The organism is Paenibacillus sp. FSL P4-0081, assembly GCF_000758565.1.
In the GTDB taxonomy this organism is placed as follows: domain Bacteria; phylum Bacillota; class Bacilli; order Paenibacillales; family Paenibacillaceae; genus Paenibacillus_AQ; species Paenibacillus_AQ phytohabitans.
In genome coordinates, this window is sequence record NZ_CP009280.1 from 1,558,731 (window position 1) to 1,575,002 (window position 16,272).

At 47.8% G+C, this 16,272-nt stretch carries 15 protein-coding genes; all 15 read left to right on the forward strand.

The features are described from left to right. The first annotated feature begins 5 nt into the window (after positions 1-5). Complete coding sequence (locus tag P40081_RS06705; protein WP_042134276.1) at positions 6-584, forward strand: hypothetical protein; 579 nt, start codon at positions 6-8, stop codon at positions 582-584. Between the two features lie 2 nt (positions 585-586). Further along, positions 587-832: a hypothetical protein gene (locus tag P40081_RS06710; protein WP_156118549.1), complete on the forward strand. Its 246-nt coding sequence runs from the start codon at positions 587-589 to the stop codon at positions 830-832. Continuing rightward, positions 805-1,416, forward strand: coding sequence for a hypothetical protein (locus tag P40081_RS06715; protein WP_042134280.1), 612 nt, complete (start codon positions 805-807; stop codon positions 1,414-1,416). The genes P40081_RS06710 and P40081_RS06715 overlap by 28 nt, the downstream gene beginning before the upstream one ends. Continuing rightward, the gene (locus P40081_RS06720) at positions 1,409-3,256 is read left to right on the forward strand and encodes a Flp pilus assembly complex ATPase component TadA (RefSeq protein WP_042134282.1); all 1,848 of its coding nucleotides are present in this window, start codon (positions 1,409-1,411) and stop codon (positions 3,254-3,256) included. The genes P40081_RS06715 and P40081_RS06720 overlap by 8 nt, the downstream gene beginning before the upstream one ends. Further along, positions 3,253-5,334 (forward strand): hypothetical protein, encoded by a 2,082-nt coding sequence (locus tag P40081_RS06725; protein ID WP_042134284.1) that lies wholly within the window; start codon positions 3,253-3,255, stop codon positions 5,332-5,334. The genes P40081_RS06720 and P40081_RS06725 overlap by 4 nt, the downstream gene beginning before the upstream one ends. 13 nt (positions 5,335-5,347) lie before the next feature. Next, positions 5,348-5,857: a hypothetical protein gene (locus P40081_RS06730; RefSeq protein WP_042134286.1), complete on the forward strand. Its 510-nt coding sequence runs from the start codon at positions 5,348-5,350 to the stop codon at positions 5,855-5,857. A gap of 61 nt (positions 5,858-5,918) precedes the next feature. Continuing rightward, positions 5,919-6,443, forward strand: a complete 525-nt coding sequence (locus tag P40081_RS06735) for a hypothetical protein (protein ID WP_042134287.1) — start codon at positions 5,919-5,921, stop codon at positions 6,441-6,443. 24 nt (positions 6,444-6,467) lie between these two features. Further along, the gene (locus tag P40081_RS06740) at positions 6,468-7,007 is read left to right on the forward strand and encodes a hypothetical protein (RefSeq protein WP_042134289.1); all 540 of its coding nucleotides are present in this window, start codon (positions 6,468-6,470) and stop codon (positions 7,005-7,007) included. Beyond that, positions 7,007-7,369 carry a hypothetical protein gene (locus P40081_RS06745; protein WP_042134291.1) on the forward strand — a complete coding sequence of 121 codons (363 nt, stop codon included), beginning with the start codon at positions 7,007-7,009 and terminating at the stop codon, positions 7,367-7,369. The genes P40081_RS06740 and P40081_RS06745 overlap by 1 nt, the downstream gene beginning before the upstream one ends. 15 nt (positions 7,370-7,384) lie before the next feature. Beyond that, positions 7,385-7,936, forward strand: coding sequence for a hypothetical protein (locus P40081_RS06750; protein WP_042134293.1), 552 nt, complete (start codon positions 7,385-7,387; stop codon positions 7,934-7,936). Next, complete coding sequence (locus P40081_RS36220; RefSeq protein ID WP_052421702.1) at positions 7,923-8,900, forward strand: hypothetical protein; 978 nt, start codon at positions 7,923-7,925, stop codon at positions 8,898-8,900. The genes P40081_RS06750 and P40081_RS36220 overlap by 14 nt, the downstream gene beginning before the upstream one ends. A 40-nt stretch (positions 8,901-8,940) precedes the next feature. Continuing rightward, positions 8,941-10,176, forward strand: coding sequence for an S-layer homology domain-containing protein (locus tag P40081_RS36225; RefSeq protein ID WP_081969848.1), 1,236 nt, complete (start codon positions 8,941-8,943; stop codon positions 10,174-10,176). A gap of 418 nt (positions 10,177-10,594) precedes the next feature. Next, positions 10,595-13,549: a DUF5704 domain-containing protein gene (locus tag P40081_RS06765; protein ID WP_197074339.1), complete on the forward strand. Its 2,955-nt coding sequence runs from the start codon at positions 10,595-10,597 to the stop codon at positions 13,547-13,549. Between the two features lie 189 nt (positions 13,550-13,738). Next, positions 13,739-14,038, forward strand: coding sequence for a WXG100 family type VII secretion target (locus P40081_RS06770; protein ID WP_042134296.1), 300 nt, complete (start codon positions 13,739-13,741; stop codon positions 14,036-14,038). A gap of 109 nt (positions 14,039-14,147) precedes the next feature. Then, entirely contained in the window at positions 14,148-16,256 is a 2,109-nt protein-coding gene (locus P40081_RS38930) for a deaminase domain-containing protein (protein ID WP_052421705.1), read from the forward strand. The last annotated feature ends 16 nt before the right edge of the window (positions 16,257-16,272 follow it).

Consider the following 16,272-nt stretch of genomic DNA (forward strand, 5'->3'; position numbering starts at 1 on the left):
CAGATTTGAATATTGTTGTCGCCGGAGATTGTGAGAAACATGATTTCATCCTGGTAGCCGCTATTCTGTTAAAAGGCTATTACAACAATGACGTCATGATCATTTCGGACAATCACAGGCATTATCAATATTTCGATGGAGAAGTATCGGGGATACAGATACGGGATGCTGAGCCGGATGTGGCTGACAGACCGGATATTGTCCTGTATGACTGGCATCATGGTTATCCGGAAGGACTGGAGGATGAGCAGATTGTGTTTGCAACCAGCTACGAGCGCCAGGCTATGGAACATGTGGATAAATTGCTGGATCAAAAGCATATGCCTGCTCTTCTGGTTGTTATCGAAGAGGAATGCGGGCTTGGACTGAAATATGTGGACCGGTATTACCCGGTAATCACCTCCAAGATTAGTTATATTACCAGCGCAGAGCGGAGAATTGACTGGGTTCATGATGGACGGGTGAATCTTAAGGTGGATAAGGATTTTGCCGTGGCTGTAAATGATTTTTTAATTGAAATCGGCAATGTGCCTAAGAATGACATCAAGAAATTATGGCAGTATGCGAGGAAACGGGGGGAGTAAAGGTGCTGGTAGCGTTTTGGGGGCCTGCCCGAGGGCAGGGGAGAACAACTTCAAATATGGCCGTTGTGGCGGCAACGATTGCACTGGATCATCATATCCGGGTGCTGATGACGCACACGCATTTGAAGCAAGGGGTGCTTGAACATGTATTCTCTCAGACAAGGGCGGCTGCTCAGGCGGCGACTTCCGGGGGGATGGATGCCATTGAGCGGCTGGTGCAGTGCGGGATGCTTACCCCGAGGGGATAAGAGATCATGCGGAATCTATTCTTAAAGACCGCCTGGAGCTGTTAAGCGGATCTTTGAATACAGAGAAGCACACGGCCAAGCTTTTACTTCCGCATATTTTCAAAGATTACAGAAGATTTTATGATCTTCTGTTTGTGGACCTCTCGGCCGAAGATGACCCGGAGGTGGTATCACTGGTTATGGAGCAGGCGGATTTGATTGTTGTGAACCTGAGTCAAAATCAGGTGAGCCTGAACACCTACTTTGAGACAAGCGGAAGATCGCCTGTGCCGGGCGACAAGCAAGTGCTCTATTGCCTGGGTGCCTACGAGCGCAGCTCAAGGATGAATAAGGAAAGAATTATTAAACAATACCGGCTGAAAAAATCTGCTGTCGGCATAGTTCCTTATCATACCGGGTTCATGGATGCACAGAACGAGCGCCGGACCGTGCCGTTCCTGCTGAAAGCTAGGGAGGTCCGGACCCGTTTTCTGGAATTTAGTGAAGACGGAACTTTCACTGCTGCAGTGCGGGGGATGGGCCAGCTTATTCTTCAGACGCTGGAAATATCCGCCTTGCCGGAATTGGAAGCTGCAAATGATTAATCTTATCCTGATATTTATAGTCCTGATTATTATTGGAGTATTCCTGTTCTTATGGCTGGGCAGACGTAAAAACTCGGCTCCGCCATCCGTGCAGCTGAAATACGATATGAATGAAATCGTGCTGTTTCTGAGACGTGCGTTCGAGGAGATTATCGCCTCTTCCCTCTATGAAGGCAGTCCGAGCGAAGAAGAATATAACCGCCGCAAAGCACGGCGCAGAGAATTGCAGAAGGCACTTAGAAGCTGCATGCATGGTGATTTATCCGCCAAGAAATACGTCAAGCTGTACATGAAGGATCTGCTGGTGCAGACCTATGGTCTGGATGAAAGAAATGTGGACAAGATCATCAGCTTCGGCCATGCGGGCCGTCTGACTTCACAGGATTGCTTCGATATCCTGCTCCATGTCTTCAAGAAAGATCACGGGCAGGATGCCTTTAATGTAATGGTAAGCAAATATAGTCTGGATACTCTGCAAAGACTGCCTGACGGTTCCCGGGGATATAAGATTACAGAAGAGCAGATCCGCCACATCTATCAATCGGAGCATCCGGGATTGTCCATGCAGGACAAGATTGAAATTATTGTACAACGGGCCTATCAAATTTATAAAGGTCTTGGGGTCATTGATGAGCTGCGGGATCAGAATATCGACGGTGTGAATGGCGGAACAAGCGGGATGCCTCCGGATGTCGTGCAAACCACTGATTTTCTGGAATATACCAAACAGCAGCATTTCATTCCGCAATCCTATGATGCGGTATGGACGTTTTACCGGGGGAAATCGCTTCATCTGGAATTCTTGAGCTTCGGTTCCGAAAAGGAGCTGAAGCGGGTCTGCCAGAACATTTACGGCTTCGGCAATCCAGGCCAGCTGAATGAATCCAAGGGTTATATCATCAACGATATGGCTGACGGTAGCCGTGTCGTGGTGGTGAGGCCCAAAATGGCAGAGAGCTGGGCGTTCTTTGTCCGCAAATTCAATGATTCACTGGTAGAACTGGACCAGCAGATCAAAGATCAGGGTGCGCCGCTTGCTATTCATATGCTGGTCTACCTCATCCTTGGTCATCAAGTAACTGCAATTACAGGAAGACAGGGATCGGGTAAAACAACGCTGCTCAAAGCGCTAATCAAATATATTGATGCGAAGAATATCCGGATTCAGGAGACCTCTTTTGAAATTTGGGCGAGAAAAATGTATCCGGGTAAAAATATCCTTTCTTTTCGGGAAACGCCCTCGGTCAGCGGTCAGGACGGGCTGGATGTACAAAAGAAAACAGATGGTGCGGTTAACATTGTCGGCGAAGCCGCCACTCACAGTGTGGTCAGTTATGTCATTCAGGCAGCCCAGGTGGCCTCTGAGTATACCTTGTTTACCCATCACGGCAAAACACTGGCGAATCTCGTCAGTGCACTCCGCAACAGCCTGATTGCCTCGGGAGCATTCAGCAATGAAAAAATTGCCGAGGTGCAGGTGGTTGAGGCGCTGGGCTTCAACGTCCATCTGGTGCTCAGAGCCGGCAAACGTTATATTGAGCGGATTACAGAGATTATTCCGGCCGACCCTCAGTTCGAATATCCCCGGAGTTACGCGGAGCGCGCTGAAATTACGGACAAGCTGGATGCTTTTATGGATACCATGACTGAATATTTCGGGCGGATGACTGACAGGCGTTCTTATGATTACAAGGATATCATTGTCTGGGAAGCCGGAGAATACGTGGTCAAGCATCCAATCAGCAGCCGGAAAATTGATGAAATGCGCAAAAACATGGATGAGGATGATGCGGCGGAGTTCACTGCATTTATTGATAAGTACTGGGGGCAATCTGCATGAGTCTGCAAAATATAGTGCTGATTGTTCTCGTTACATCCGTCATCCTGCTGGCTCTCCTGCTTGTCCTGCTCAGCATTGTGCAGCGTAAGCTGAAGGGCACGCAATATCAGGAGCAAAGGCGCCTCAAGGCACTGCTGCCTACACGTACCAAGGACAAAAGATGGCTGGAACAAGCTCATAAGGCCTATCCGGTACTTGATGAACTTCCGGTCATCAAAAAACTGCTCCACCGGATGCGGTCCCGCCTCACCTTAATTCATGCCGGAAATGAAATTATGATCAGAAGCCGTGCAGCTGCACTGACTCTAATGATCGTTGCCTGTATTCTGCTGATCTCGCTGCTGTCCTTTCTCTGGACCTCTTCCTGGGTCAGCCGTGCAACCATTATGCTGGTTTCCATTTATCTGGGAGGAATTCTAAGCGACCTCTTCATAGGCCGTCTGGCCAAGCAGATGCTGTATGACCAGTCTTCCATGATTCTGGATATCCGCCATGAATATCATCAGACACATATGGTGCAGGTCAGCCTGGAGAATTCTGCAGAGCGTTCCAAGCCTATGGTGGCTATGCATGCCAGACAGATTGCCGGCATTCTTGCAGCGGTGGACCCGGAAGATGAGCTGCAGCGGTATTATGAGGTTGCACCTAACCGGTATATGAAGCAATTGGCCGGAGTGAGCTACAAGATAGGTGAATATGGCGATGCGGATATTCATAAGGGCGAGCGCTCTATCTATCTGTCCATGCTTGGCAATATCAGAGAAGAGATCCATATGGATATCAACCGCCGTGAGCGGATTGACCGGTTGTTGTACGGGATTGTCTTTGTAGCGGTGTCACCGGTATTCATGCTGGACCCGATCCGTAAATGGGCAGAGAGCATGTTCCCGATTGTGACTAATTACTATAATTCCGCTTGGGGATTGTATTCACTGATTCTGCTGTACATTACGTTTATTGTATCGTTCGTTGCCTTGCGGATTCTGAAGGGTGTTGATGAGGATACGCAGGCTATTAAGGATGAAGGCAAGTGGTTAAACCGGCTATTGAAGAACAAGTGGGTCTACAGAGTAACGGACCGGATTACTCCGGAAGAGCATGAACCCGTCCACTTTAAGGTAGCGGGTGTTCTGAAGGATGCCAACTCCGGCCTCTCCCATCATGCCTACTACTTACAGAAGACCCTGGCTGCAGTGGGCATATTCCTGCTCGTAGTGATTATTCAGTTCTCTATCCATGTGAATATCAGACATAACCTCCTCCATCCCAATGTACTGATTACGACGGGCGGGAATCAGACGGAATCCCAGAAGATGCTCAGTGAGGAACGGTATGCCTTCGAGCAGTCGCTGATTGGAGAACTGGTAGCGAGAGATATTACACCGGATCAGATGCTGCTATATATTCAGGAGCAGGCCGAGCATAAGCCGTTTCTTCAGTCCAGCCTGGACCAGAATGCCTATGCACAGCAGCTGATGAACAGAGTGGAGCAGTACCACCGGGAATATTACAAATGGTATGAGCTGCTGCTGGCATTCGGGCTGGCTGCGGCAGGCTTCTTCCTCCCGGATGCTTACCTGATTATCCGCACCCAGCTGCGGAAATGGGAAATGCAGAATGAGGTGGACGGCTTCAATACGCTGTCGATGATGCTGTCGCAATTTCCGAATATCAGCGTGTATGAAATTATAGAGTGGCTGCACCGTTACAGTTATATCTTTGAGCGGCAGCTGCTGCGCTGCATGCTGGATTATGAAGCGGGAGGCTGGGATGCCATTGAGAAGCTGAAGGAGGATGCGCGTTTTGTTCCCCTGGAACGGCTGGCTGACCGCCTGCAGGTTGCTGCTGATCTGATTCCGGTAAAAAAAGCATTCGATGATATGGATGCCGAAAGAGCGTTCGCGATGGATCAGCGCAAGGAGCACTACGAGAAGGTAATCAGCAGGAAAAGTACACTGGGCAAAATGTTCGGGTTCTTGCCGATGCAGGCAACGTTCACCTTATATTTACTGCTTCCCTTCGTCTATATGGCCTTCCAGCAGCTGGGCGACCTGACTGTTGTGACCGGCAAAATGTGAAGGAGCTACAGGCATGGAGAATATAGCAAGCTTTTTGAAAACAACCATATCCATTCTGATCACGCTGGCCATTATATCCTCCGGCCTGTTCCTGTGGGGGAAAACACAGCCTGTAGTTGAGCTTGCGAACAGCCAGGCGGCGGCTCAGGCGAGGGCGTTGTCGGAGCAGCAATATTCCGCCTTCGACAATCAGCTGGTCAGCGGCTCGCAGATTCTTACGGCTTACCGCCGCTATGAGTCACAGCCGGGCTTCTGCCTTTATGTTCAAAGACCTTATGTCTACGGTCAGGATGTATCCACCAGGGAATTTAGTATGAATCCGAGCGGGGAGGGCTCCTGCCGTAATTTTAATTATTCAAGCGGGGAGTTCAAGGAAGGGACCAGTATTAGTTATACCCGGACAGATGAGGAAATTTCAAATGCCTCCGGCCCGGTTTACATCAGCCCCCAATCCAGGTACAGGGCTAAGCTGATCAAAGACAAGAACGAGCGGATTGCGGCTATTTATTTTCAGGCACAGTAGTGTTGTTGGACTGACAGTATATAGAAGCAACCTTTCAATATAAAGTGAGGAGGAGAACTTCATGGAAAATATTTCAACGGGTCTAAAATGGGTCATCGGCATTATCGTTACCATTCTAATCATCGCCGCAGGTGTAAGTATTTACCTGATCATTAACAACTACTTCATCCGCGCCCAGGAGCAGACACTGGCTCAGACCCAGATGATTAATCAGGCGGAATTTAACAGCTATGACAACAAGGATGTGTCCGGCCAGGATGTAATCAATGCGGCGATGCGGTACAAGGGGCGTCCGCAGTTTGCGATTAAGATCATTACCGGGGAAAATACTACAGGGTTTTATGCAGAGAATACATATGGGAAGAACTATACTCAGCCTACTGATATAAATAAGCCTATTGTTGATTTGACGAAAACTGAAAATTCCGATGCAGGCATCGGTGTTTCAGAAATGCTGGATCAGACCAAGATACCATCCTCCTACGGAGATAAAAATCATTTGGTAAATACGCTATCCGTCTTTAAAGCTGTTGTTTACAGGGACAGTAATCAGGAAGTGCGTTTAATTGTGTTTACGCAGAAATAAATATTCAGGAAGGAGTTATTGAAGATGGAGAATATTTCAACGGGTCTGAAATGGGTTATCGGTATTATTGTTACCATCTTAATTGTTGCTGCAGGGGTAAGTATTTATCTGATTATTAACAATTACTTTATCCGTGCCCAGGAGCAGACACTGGCCCAGACCCAAATGATCAATCAGGCGGAATTCAATATGTATGATAACAAGGATGTGTCCGGTCAGGATGTGATTAATGCTGCTATGCGGTATAAGGGAAGACCTCAATTTTCCATTCTGATTAAGACAGGCGTCAATAAGAAAGGTTTCTATGCCCGGAATACATACACAACTTATTATGTGCCAGCGAAAGCGGCTGTCGAAGGAACAGCGGCTACAGAGCTTAATCTTTCAGATATAAACGATGATGCTGACAATTATTCCGTATCCCAAATGCTCGATCAAAGTGTAAATGCGGCTAATGATTATAACTGCAATATTAATACGCTCTCTATCTTTACAGCCACATTGCATAGGGATAAAAACGGTGAGGTCCGGATTATTGAGTTTAATCAAGACCCTGTGAAGTAATGAAAACCGCCACCCAATTCCTGCTAACCCTATTCGCCTGGATCATGTTCGTAATTGGCGGCTTTACGTTTCTGCGCCTGGAAGCTGACAGCACTGTTCAGGCCAGTCGGCCGGAGCAGCCTACAGTTGCATTAGCCCCCTATACAGGGACTGGTGATTTGAAGAAAGTCTCAGGAGAGCAGCTAATTGGTATGATTCCTCAGGCACTCGAAGGGGATTACATTTTAGTGATAGACGGCATTGTATTTAATGAAGAAACAGACCTTGATGCAGTGGATCTGCGGGGTGTGCCTGGTGTTGCTTATGAGCTAAGGGTTACGCGGACTAATGAGATGGTTACGGAAATCTCTGCTGCCCGCTGAGAAAGGAGGAGCCGCATGGCAGATGCGCTAAAAGGTGTAATTATCGTGATTCTGCTGGCATTTGTGTTTGGAGTCTACCCGGCCTTCCGCCAATCAGAGGTAGTAGAGAGGAATACGAAGCTTGCAGCGAATGCGGCTATGGTGGAGTTCGTAGATACGGTTCGTGCCAAAGGGTATGTGGATGTCGGAGATTATGAGAGGTTTCTTCATACGCTGGATGCTTCATATGCAGTATTCGATGTTCAAATGGAATATTACAAAAAGAACCTGGAGCCTCTATACACCAATCCTGATGATTATTCGACCTTTCAGAACAGCTTCAGTGTCAGGTATGACGGATATTTTAATAAGGATATATTGGGAGTCCTGTATCCTGGATCAGCAGCTTCGCTTGCTGCAGATGCTCCCGGCAGAAGGTTCACCATGCATGTCGGTGATCTGTTCAATGTCCGGGTGGAATCCGCAGGGACGACACTGGCTTCGCGGATGCGGTCCATGTTATTCCATAGTGAGCTGATTCCGCTCAATTTGAAGTACGGGGGAATGGTGCGAAGTGAAGCCCCTTAGTGTAGTGCTTGTTTTTCTGATTATAGTAATACCGCTAGTGCTTATTAATGATACTAGAGAAGACCTCCGGGTCTTTAATGAAGACCAGTACAAACGTTATTCCGATGATTTTCAGGCCGCAGTGGATGATGCCGGAGACTATCTGTCCCGGCTGGAAATGCAGCCGACGATAACAGCAGTCCATTATGGCCGGGAACGCCAGCTGAAGCTGGATCAGGATGTGCTGAGTGTGTTCTACAGTAACCTGGCGCTGAAATTCGGACTGGAGAATAATAGGACTGAATTGAACAATCTGAAAATGCATATGCCGGCCCTTGTGATGTTCGGTTATAGCGGATATACGCTGGTTACGCTCGATGATACAGCCAGTAATGGAGGAGAGAAGGAGCTTAAGCCTGTCAGCTGGCCGGAACGGCCCTACTACTATAAGCTTCAGAATGGTAACTTGCTCTATTTCACTTTGGACGATAATGCACGGGTATACGACACTGGGACCAATGAATTCTATGAAGGAGAGTATGCGGAGCTGGCTGCAGAGACGAGTCTCGCACCTATCAACTCACTTGAGCTATTCCGTGAGATCCGCCAGAGCACGATCACTTCACTGGTCGAACAGGATCTGGCCACGGCCATTAACAGGCACCTGGAGCTGGTGAAGCGGATGGGCTTGTCCATCCAGTTCACACTGCCGCGCGGTCTTCAGGAGCAGTCGATACAGGATGTGGGGATGATGGCTTTTATACAAGGCTATCCGCTTCCCGGCGGAGAGCTGCTGGATGCTTATTCCCTCGGCAGCGGCGCGGTCATGCGGCGCAAAGTGCTAATCGGAACCCGGAAAGCAGGCCGGCGTACAGCCTACGGTGAAAGCTGCTTGCCTGCCGGAGCAAATGTGATTGAGAGCCTGTTCGATCCCGAGGAGGCTGCGAGGAAAGGGTATTTTGTGGAGGATTGTGCGGTTAGGTGAAATCAAATGAATGAGTTCAATCCAATAGAGGAGGGACAGGATGAAAAAAATAATACTTAACAGCCTATTAATTGTTTCTATGGTATGCACAAGTTTGTTGGTGCAGAGTCGTCCAGTGCTAGCAGCAGAGCAGTCTGCTACATTTACGGACATTAAAGGACATTGGGCCAAAGCAGCTATCGATACGGCGGTAAAAAATGGCTACTTCAAAGGTTATGCTGACGGCACATTCAAACCGAATGGATCAGTAACCCGGGCAGAGTTCGCGGCATTGTTGGCAAGGGCGTCGAAGGCACAGCCTGAGACAACACAACCGGGAAATTTCCCGGATCTGGCAGGGCATTGGAGTGAGACTGAAGTGAACCGGGCAATTGGACTGGGGTACATTAATGTCAGTGATTATCCGAATGGGTTCAAGCCAAGCACGCCCATTACACGGATGGAAATTGCCAAATGGATGGCATCCGGACTTGCGGCAGCCGATCCAGAGTATAAGCAGGCCTTGCAGGACACAGTTACAACGGTGCTTCCGGTAAAAGAGTATTTTAAACCGGGAGTCTCACAGTCCCAAGCTCCGTATATTGCGGTTTCGCTGGGGACCAAGCTGATGAGCGGCTATCCGGACGGATCCTTTGGATTAACTCAAAAAGCGACACGAGCGGAAGCATCCGCTATCCTGCTGCGTTTGAATGAGGTCGGTCAGCAGCCGGCAGCCAGTTTCGTGGGATTAAATGAGCTGCGGGAAGTGGGAACCAAGCGGACGAATATGGAGAGCATCAGTCCGTTTACGACGGGTAAATCTTCCTTTAATGATGCTGCTGAGAAAACATTCACATTCAAAAATAAAAGCTGTATTGTCAAATTAAATCATTTCATTTTTGTGAATGCACAGGATCCCAAAAATCCTAAAGGGATTTATGCACCTTTGTTTTTCGATGAAAGTGAAATAATAGCTGAACAAGATAAACCTGGAGTATATAGGGCGTATGTTGAAGTTACTATTTATCCGTTGAAAAGTCCATTCTCCATAGGTGATTATTACAGTGATCATGATAGTGGTTTATTTACAGGAAATAGAACAAGGACTGATAATCTTAAAAATAAATATGGATATAATACTTTACCCTATGATGAACCTCAGCAATTCTTTGCAAACTATATGGACGGAAAAGGGGTTACTTTATGGCAGGTGCAATTCATAGAAGTTGGGCAAAGTAAAAAGGGTTTGACGATGGATGACGGATACTGGCTCTATTATAAACCGAAAGAGGAATAGGTGAGGCGGTATGAAAAAGTGGGGCGTAGGTTTACTCCTTCTAGCTTTAATACTTGCTCTATTTCCAGTTCCGTCTTATGCAACAGGATTTAATCAGGGATACCCGGAGGGGGTCCTAGACATTGATGTAACTCCGCAAGGTCTGGCACCCATGCAGACTGTGAAAGTAAAAGTAAGAGGTGAGAAAGAGGCACGTCCCAAAGTCGTATGGGTGCAATCAGATGGTCCCGAATGGACAGCAACTTATACAGGCGGGCCAAAAACAACTTTAACGAATGGATCTGGAGACTCTGCGGTTCCGAAGAAAGAACGTACCGATTTTATTTTGGATATGAGAGATTATGCCCCTGAATCCATGAAAGACCAAAGAGAAAATGCATTCCCCATATCTGAAATCAAAAATCTGGAAATATCAGATATGGCATGGAAAGCAGTTGGGGCCACTTATACGCCAGCTGTGGCTGGCGGAAATCCGGAGTTTCAGGCAGGTACAATGACAGCTAACATCAAGGTCTATACGGGCTATCCGTTAAATTATAATCTAAAAACAAAATTTGGTACTAGAGCGGATGGGGCGAATAAATATACAGCAGAATACTATATTCCAATGGATGTAAAATACGAAGGATATGTAGTTGAAAAGAAACAAATGCGTGTACTCCAAAATGCTACTCTTCAAGTTAATGATTCGAAAAATCTGCAGGCTCAGGTGCGGACAATGGCTACTGATATGACCGATTTCTCCAACAATTGGAACGATGTGACATCGGCGACAACGAATACGATCTGGAGCTCAGATAATTCAGCAGTAGCTACTGTAGACCAGTATGGGAAAGTAGTGGCCCATGCAGAAGGAACTGCACATATCACAGCCAAGTGGAACAAATATCCATATTCCCTATATGGAACTGCTACCATAACCGTAGGCGGGGGAGAAGGCTCCGGCTCAGGCGAATGCACCTACACCATTCAACCTCCGAACAAGATTGCGGCTCCGCAAGCATCATTTATGGACCCGGCAGCGAGCGGGGTCATTCTGGGTGATGATGCAGCGAATGGGATACATTTTGATGCACCGACCGGAATTCCTACCTCAGATCATTTATACGCCAATGCGTGGGGAAAGAATTATTTGTTTGAACATACCTTTGCCAATATGGCAGGGCAGATACGCTATTCCTGCAGTGTGGATGTTACCTATCCTACTAAATGGGAGGAAGCGCAGCCGGATCTTCCGGGAGAGGATGGTGGAGATCCGATCCCCCAAGATCCAATTCCCAAAGATTCATCCTTTGACAAAACCTATACCTTTGAACTGACGCCTAGAGAATATGCGTACTGGCAGATCGATCAGTTATCTGTCTATCAAATCGACCGGGCACTGATGGAGAACTATGCACTGCCGGATGGTTCAGTCACACTTTACCCTAATAACTATAATCCTCCAGCGCTTGAACTTGCCAATAGCACAGTGGTGGAAGAGCATGTTGTTCCCCAAGAGACAGGAACCCTATCGTTTACGCCGGAGGTGGTTGATGGTGGGGACCATGAACCTGGCCCGGACGATGTTGATGATTCAGCGGAGCTTAAGAGTCTTGCAGAATCGCAAACGAACGATCCAAAGGTGCAGAATGACCGGCTGGTATTCAACGGACAGATAATTATGGATGACACTGTCTCTACAAAGACCGGGCCCGTTCCGGGAAGGATTGCCGATCCGCAGGATACCGGAGGCGATGTACTTTATCAAGGCCAGTTGATGATTAACCGGAGTCTGCTCAACCGGGCAAATGCGGCCAGTTCTGGCTCAATATATTACACGATGCTGCCCGAGAATGTGGAGGGACGCGGAGACCAGTCGTATCCGATCAATGGTATTAACTCCGTAACCGTACACACACCAGTCGTCAACTATTCGCTTCTCCCGGATGATAACCGTCCTTACGACCAGAGGATGGATCCGGATTACGACCGGACGGTGCTGATTCTGGACCGGCCCTTTACTGTTCATTTCACAGAGAGCGGGCAGCACCTGAACATTCCCGGCTACGGCAACCGGGATTATGGCAAGTACACGCAGAACAAACGCATCCAGTTTCCGTTCGATGTGTTCCAAGAGGGGCAGTATTACCCGGAAAACACCTGGATCAACATCCCTGTCGGGACACCGTACATGAACTTTACCATGCCTACTTGGGTTAACGAAGGGGACTATACCATTCATACACAATCCTGGGCAATTAATGCACCTTCAGACGGGGCGGAGTTGTGTCAGGTAAATCTGAACGGTAATCTGGCGAATTACTGCGCAGCGGAGAGCTTCAATGTCGGTGTGGTCGGCCGGCTGTTCGATTTTCGGATCTGGGATATCGGGGATTTCCGATTTGAAAAAGTATTCCGCACGGGAACGGGCAACCTTGACCATAGCAGCGCAATGTATTATACGGGCGGGAACGATGAGAATGGTGCACCAACGGCTTTAAGCGGACAAAGACAGTGGCATCACCCTATCCGCAAAGGTTCACATCCCACGGAGCAATTGACCATTCCGCATAACGGCTATTCGTTTCTATTCGACTTTCGGACCATCGGGAATCTGTGGCAGCCGGGAGAGGGAATCCGGATTGAGCCAAGCTTCTATTTTATTCCGAAGACTGGAGGAAGTGCAGCGCCTGTTGATCTGTATTATGACGTCTCGGGTTCGGGCAATAAGATGATCGGCGTCGGCTCACCGAAGGACAAGCTGAGCTATACCCGCACCTACCGCTTGGCCGATGGCCTGCGAAACATATCGGGCGGCGAGTTATCCACGGCGGCCAGTTATGAGTATAACTATATCCTCACGGAGGCAGAGCGGGGACAAACTAATTGGCTGAAGTTCTACGAGCAGTATGTAAAGCGCAAAACCGAGATTGCCGAAGGTTATAACCTGGAAATTCTGCCTTATACATCCCGTACCTTAGTCGGTCCTACGAATATTCCGAATGGAGTAAACCCCATTGCCGCAGTACGCAGCGTGCAGCACTGGTACGGAGAATACAACCTGCCGATAGCTCCTTACATCCTGCCCAAGGGGACTAACATTGTGACTTTGGCGAATCATTATGGAGGCGCACTGGACGGCCATGAACAGGAGTTCATTACCGGCGGATATATCCTGGTGAAGTTCGAAATTTATACGGTCAAAAATAGTGATGCCGGCACCCGCATTCTGGGCTACAAAGCGCCTGAAGCCAATATGTGGGCGATTGAAGGCCAGATGACTGCAGACACAGATGAAATGGGGCAGACCTTTTCCTTTACCTCGGGAGATATAATCCTGTTCGAATCGGATTTCTCGGTGCGGAATGACTATCAGGGGCAGGGGAAATGAAGATAATTTAAATTAAGGTAAAAAGTTCTTTTAAAGGAATAAAATATAAAATAATTTACGCGTTTATCCGATAAATAAATTAAGTGAAACCTGAGTTATACTAATGAACTTGAAATTCCTTCAAATTAATAATTGTGTTTTTCAAGTTCATTTTTATATAAAAATATGATTTATAAGGAGCGATTTATAATGGCAGACAAAGTAACAGTAAACTATGATGGTTTGAAAACACTTGCAGAGAATATTATAAAACAAAAAGGAGAATACGATAATTTAATGAAAAAAATTACGACTACAGCTACGACGTTGAACAGTATCTGGGAGGATACTGCCGCAAGAGAGTTTGCGGAAAAGGTGAAAGGAATGGATAAAACTTTTACTGCATTTGGCCAAGCTCTTGAGAATATTGGAATTCATATGAGAAATGTTTCGAACAGTTATGAAACTCTTTCTAAAGAAATTAAAGCTGCTCAGAACAAAAGTTTCTAAATAATTTTCTTTATCCAAATAAACAGCAAGAGTCCCACTACATAAGAATGCAATCAGCTATGCAGCATACTGCATAGCTGATTTTATTAGAAACTAGCAGGGGGAAGCCATGGCGACGACGAAACTATTGTTCAATGTCGATGAAGTAGAGCGCCTGCGGACGAAGATTGGACTGGTCAGCCAGGACACAAACCGCCTGCATCTGCAGTTCAAGGGAAAAGCCTCGGACTGGGGCGGCATCCCGCTGGGGCAGGAGCTGCTAAAGGCTCAAGTGCTCATCAAGGAATTAACCAGTGAAGCTGAGAAGCTAGAGGATCTGTTACGCAGTGCCGTCCAGGGATTTCAGAGTGTTCAAGCCGAGAATAAGCGGCAGGCAAGTCAGCTCAGCCAGCAGCTGGGTGTACTGGCAGGGCTATTCGGAAGCGCAGGCAGCCGTGGGTCATTCGGTCCACTTTCTATCCCCTTCCTGGCACAGAAGGCCGTGACCAGCCTGATTCGTACGTTAACGATCCTGAGTGCCCGGGATGAATGGAGCAGCGATCCGGTGGTGCAGAAGCTGCGGGGAATGATTCAGCAGTCAGGCCTGGTAAGCATCGATGGACTGGCCGCGGAGATGAAGCTGAAGGAAATCTACGAAGCACGGGAGCAGATTGGAAAGTCACAGATCGCCTACGAGGTGTACAAGAACTTTGGCAATCAGGCACAAATGGAGGCGGCCCATCAGCAGGCGGAGGAAGCGCGCAAGAAGCTGAAGTCGATGGGGATAAGCGAAGTCCAGTATCAGCCCGGGAAGGACCTCAGCGGATATTACAAGCAGTCCGCGATCAAAGCCTGTGACTACGATCCGAGCATTACAGACAAAAGCGTACCGCTGCTGGAGAAGGAAGAATATGCGCTTTTGCTGCGGATGGCGATGGAGCCGGGAATACAGGGGGAGTGGGCAAAGCAGCAGTTGGCCCTGATCCAACCGGAAGCAACGATAGGGCCGGTAGACCCGCGTAACAGCGTGTCAGAAGCGGATATCCTGAACCGGAACGATCCGGCGGTGATCGAGCGGCTGAAAGGAACGTACTGGGTTACTTTACCAGCTGAGGAACAGGACCGGATATATGAAGAACTCAAGGCGTATTACGAGAAGCTGGATAAGGAAGCAGCAGATCAAGACCGTTTGGCGAGAAGCGGAGTAGGGAATCAGACAGTGGCGAACATCCTAATGGGTGGAAGCAATATGATGGTCCAAGCCATTAACACGGCCACATTTGGACTCCCAAGGATGCTGGGGGACTGGATTGCAGGTCCAATGCCGGAAGGCTATGTGAACCCAATGGACGATCCGTATGGAAAAAAAGCGGGACAAATAGCCGGAACCTTCATTAGCATCGGCCTGCCCTGGAAGTTCTTGGGCGCAGTGAAGACACCAGGCGTGGTAGGTAAGTTCTCGCCCACCTTACTTAAATCGATGGTAGCCGGAGCGATCAGCGGAACCCTTGAAGAAACCATGGACGCGATCAACGATTACCGGGATGATGGGAAGCAAAGCGTGGGAGAGCGCTTAATCTCGGTAGGTGTGAACACGACAATAGCGGGAGCGGGAGATGCGTTATTCACCGCCGCCAGCAAAGGGCTGGCGAGTGTAAAGAAGCTCGTGAACGGGTCTATCCGTGAAGTGAAGTTTAAAGAGGTGGATGGCACCGCTAAGGCCAAGGCGGAGATTGATGGGAAGGGTAAGGAGCTTGAGGAGGTTCGGGTTGGGGGGAAGGGAAAGACTGGAGTGGCAGCAGCACTCCAACAACGAGTTGATGAGATAAGAAGTGAATTACCAAGCTCAATCAAAAAATCTGGCAATCTAGGTGTTGCCAAGATAGAAATTAGTGGACTTCCTAATGAATTAAAAGCTCACAGTAGCGTAAACTTTGCAACTGATAAAGGTTCAGACGGTTTTATTTTATTAAAATCAAAAGAGCAAAGGAGCTTTGAAACAATTAATGTCGATAAGGATGGATATGTTGGAACAGAAAAAGCTTATAGCCGGGAATGGGATACTGAAGTTAAAATATTGGAAGACGTAGCATATAGACTTGGGGAAAACACACAAGCCACTGGAACTATTGACTTATTTACTGAACGGTTGGCCTGTGCTAGCTGTAGTGATGTTATCTTGGAATTTAGAAGAAGATATCCCAATATACAACTGAACATTTATACTGGAAAGAAATAATTCTATTAAGATTGAA

Coding starts and splice junctions, on each gene's coding strand:
- P40081_RS06720 (WP_042134282.1), top strand. CDS start 1,409: ATGATTAATCTTATCCTGATATTTATAGTCCTGATTATTATTGGAGTA.
- P40081_RS06725 (WP_042134284.1), top strand. CDS start 3,253: ATGAGTCTGCAAAATATAGTGCTGATTGTTCTCGTTACATCCGTCATC.
- P40081_RS06730 (WP_042134286.1), top strand. CDS start 5,348: ATGGAGAATATAGCAAGCTTTTTGAAAACAACCATATCCATTCTGATC.
- P40081_RS06735 (WP_042134287.1), top strand. CDS start 5,919: ATGGAAAATATTTCAACGGGTCTAAAATGGGTCATCGGCATTATCGTT.
- P40081_RS06740 (WP_042134289.1), top strand. CDS start 6,468: ATGGAGAATATTTCAACGGGTCTGAAATGGGTTATCGGTATTATTGTT.
- P40081_RS06745 (WP_042134291.1), top strand. CDS start 7,007: ATGAAAACCGCCACCCAATTCCTGCTAACCCTATTCGCCTGGATCATG.
- P40081_RS06750 (WP_042134293.1), top strand. CDS start 7,385: ATGGCAGATGCGCTAAAAGGTGTAATTATCGTGATTCTGCTGGCATTT.
- P40081_RS36225 (WP_081969848.1), top strand. CDS start 8,941: ATGAAAAAAATAATACTTAACAGCCTATTAATTGTTTCTATGGTATGC.
- P40081_RS06765 (WP_197074339.1), top strand. CDS start 10,595: ATGGCATGGAAAGCAGTTGGGGCCACTTATACGCCAGCTGTGGCTGGC.
- P40081_RS06770 (WP_042134296.1), top strand. CDS start 13,739: ATGGCAGACAAAGTAACAGTAAACTATGATGGTTTGAAAACACTTGCA.
- P40081_RS38930 (WP_052421705.1), top strand. CDS start 14,148: ATGGCGACGACGAAACTATTGTTCAATGTCGATGAAGTAGAGCGCCTG.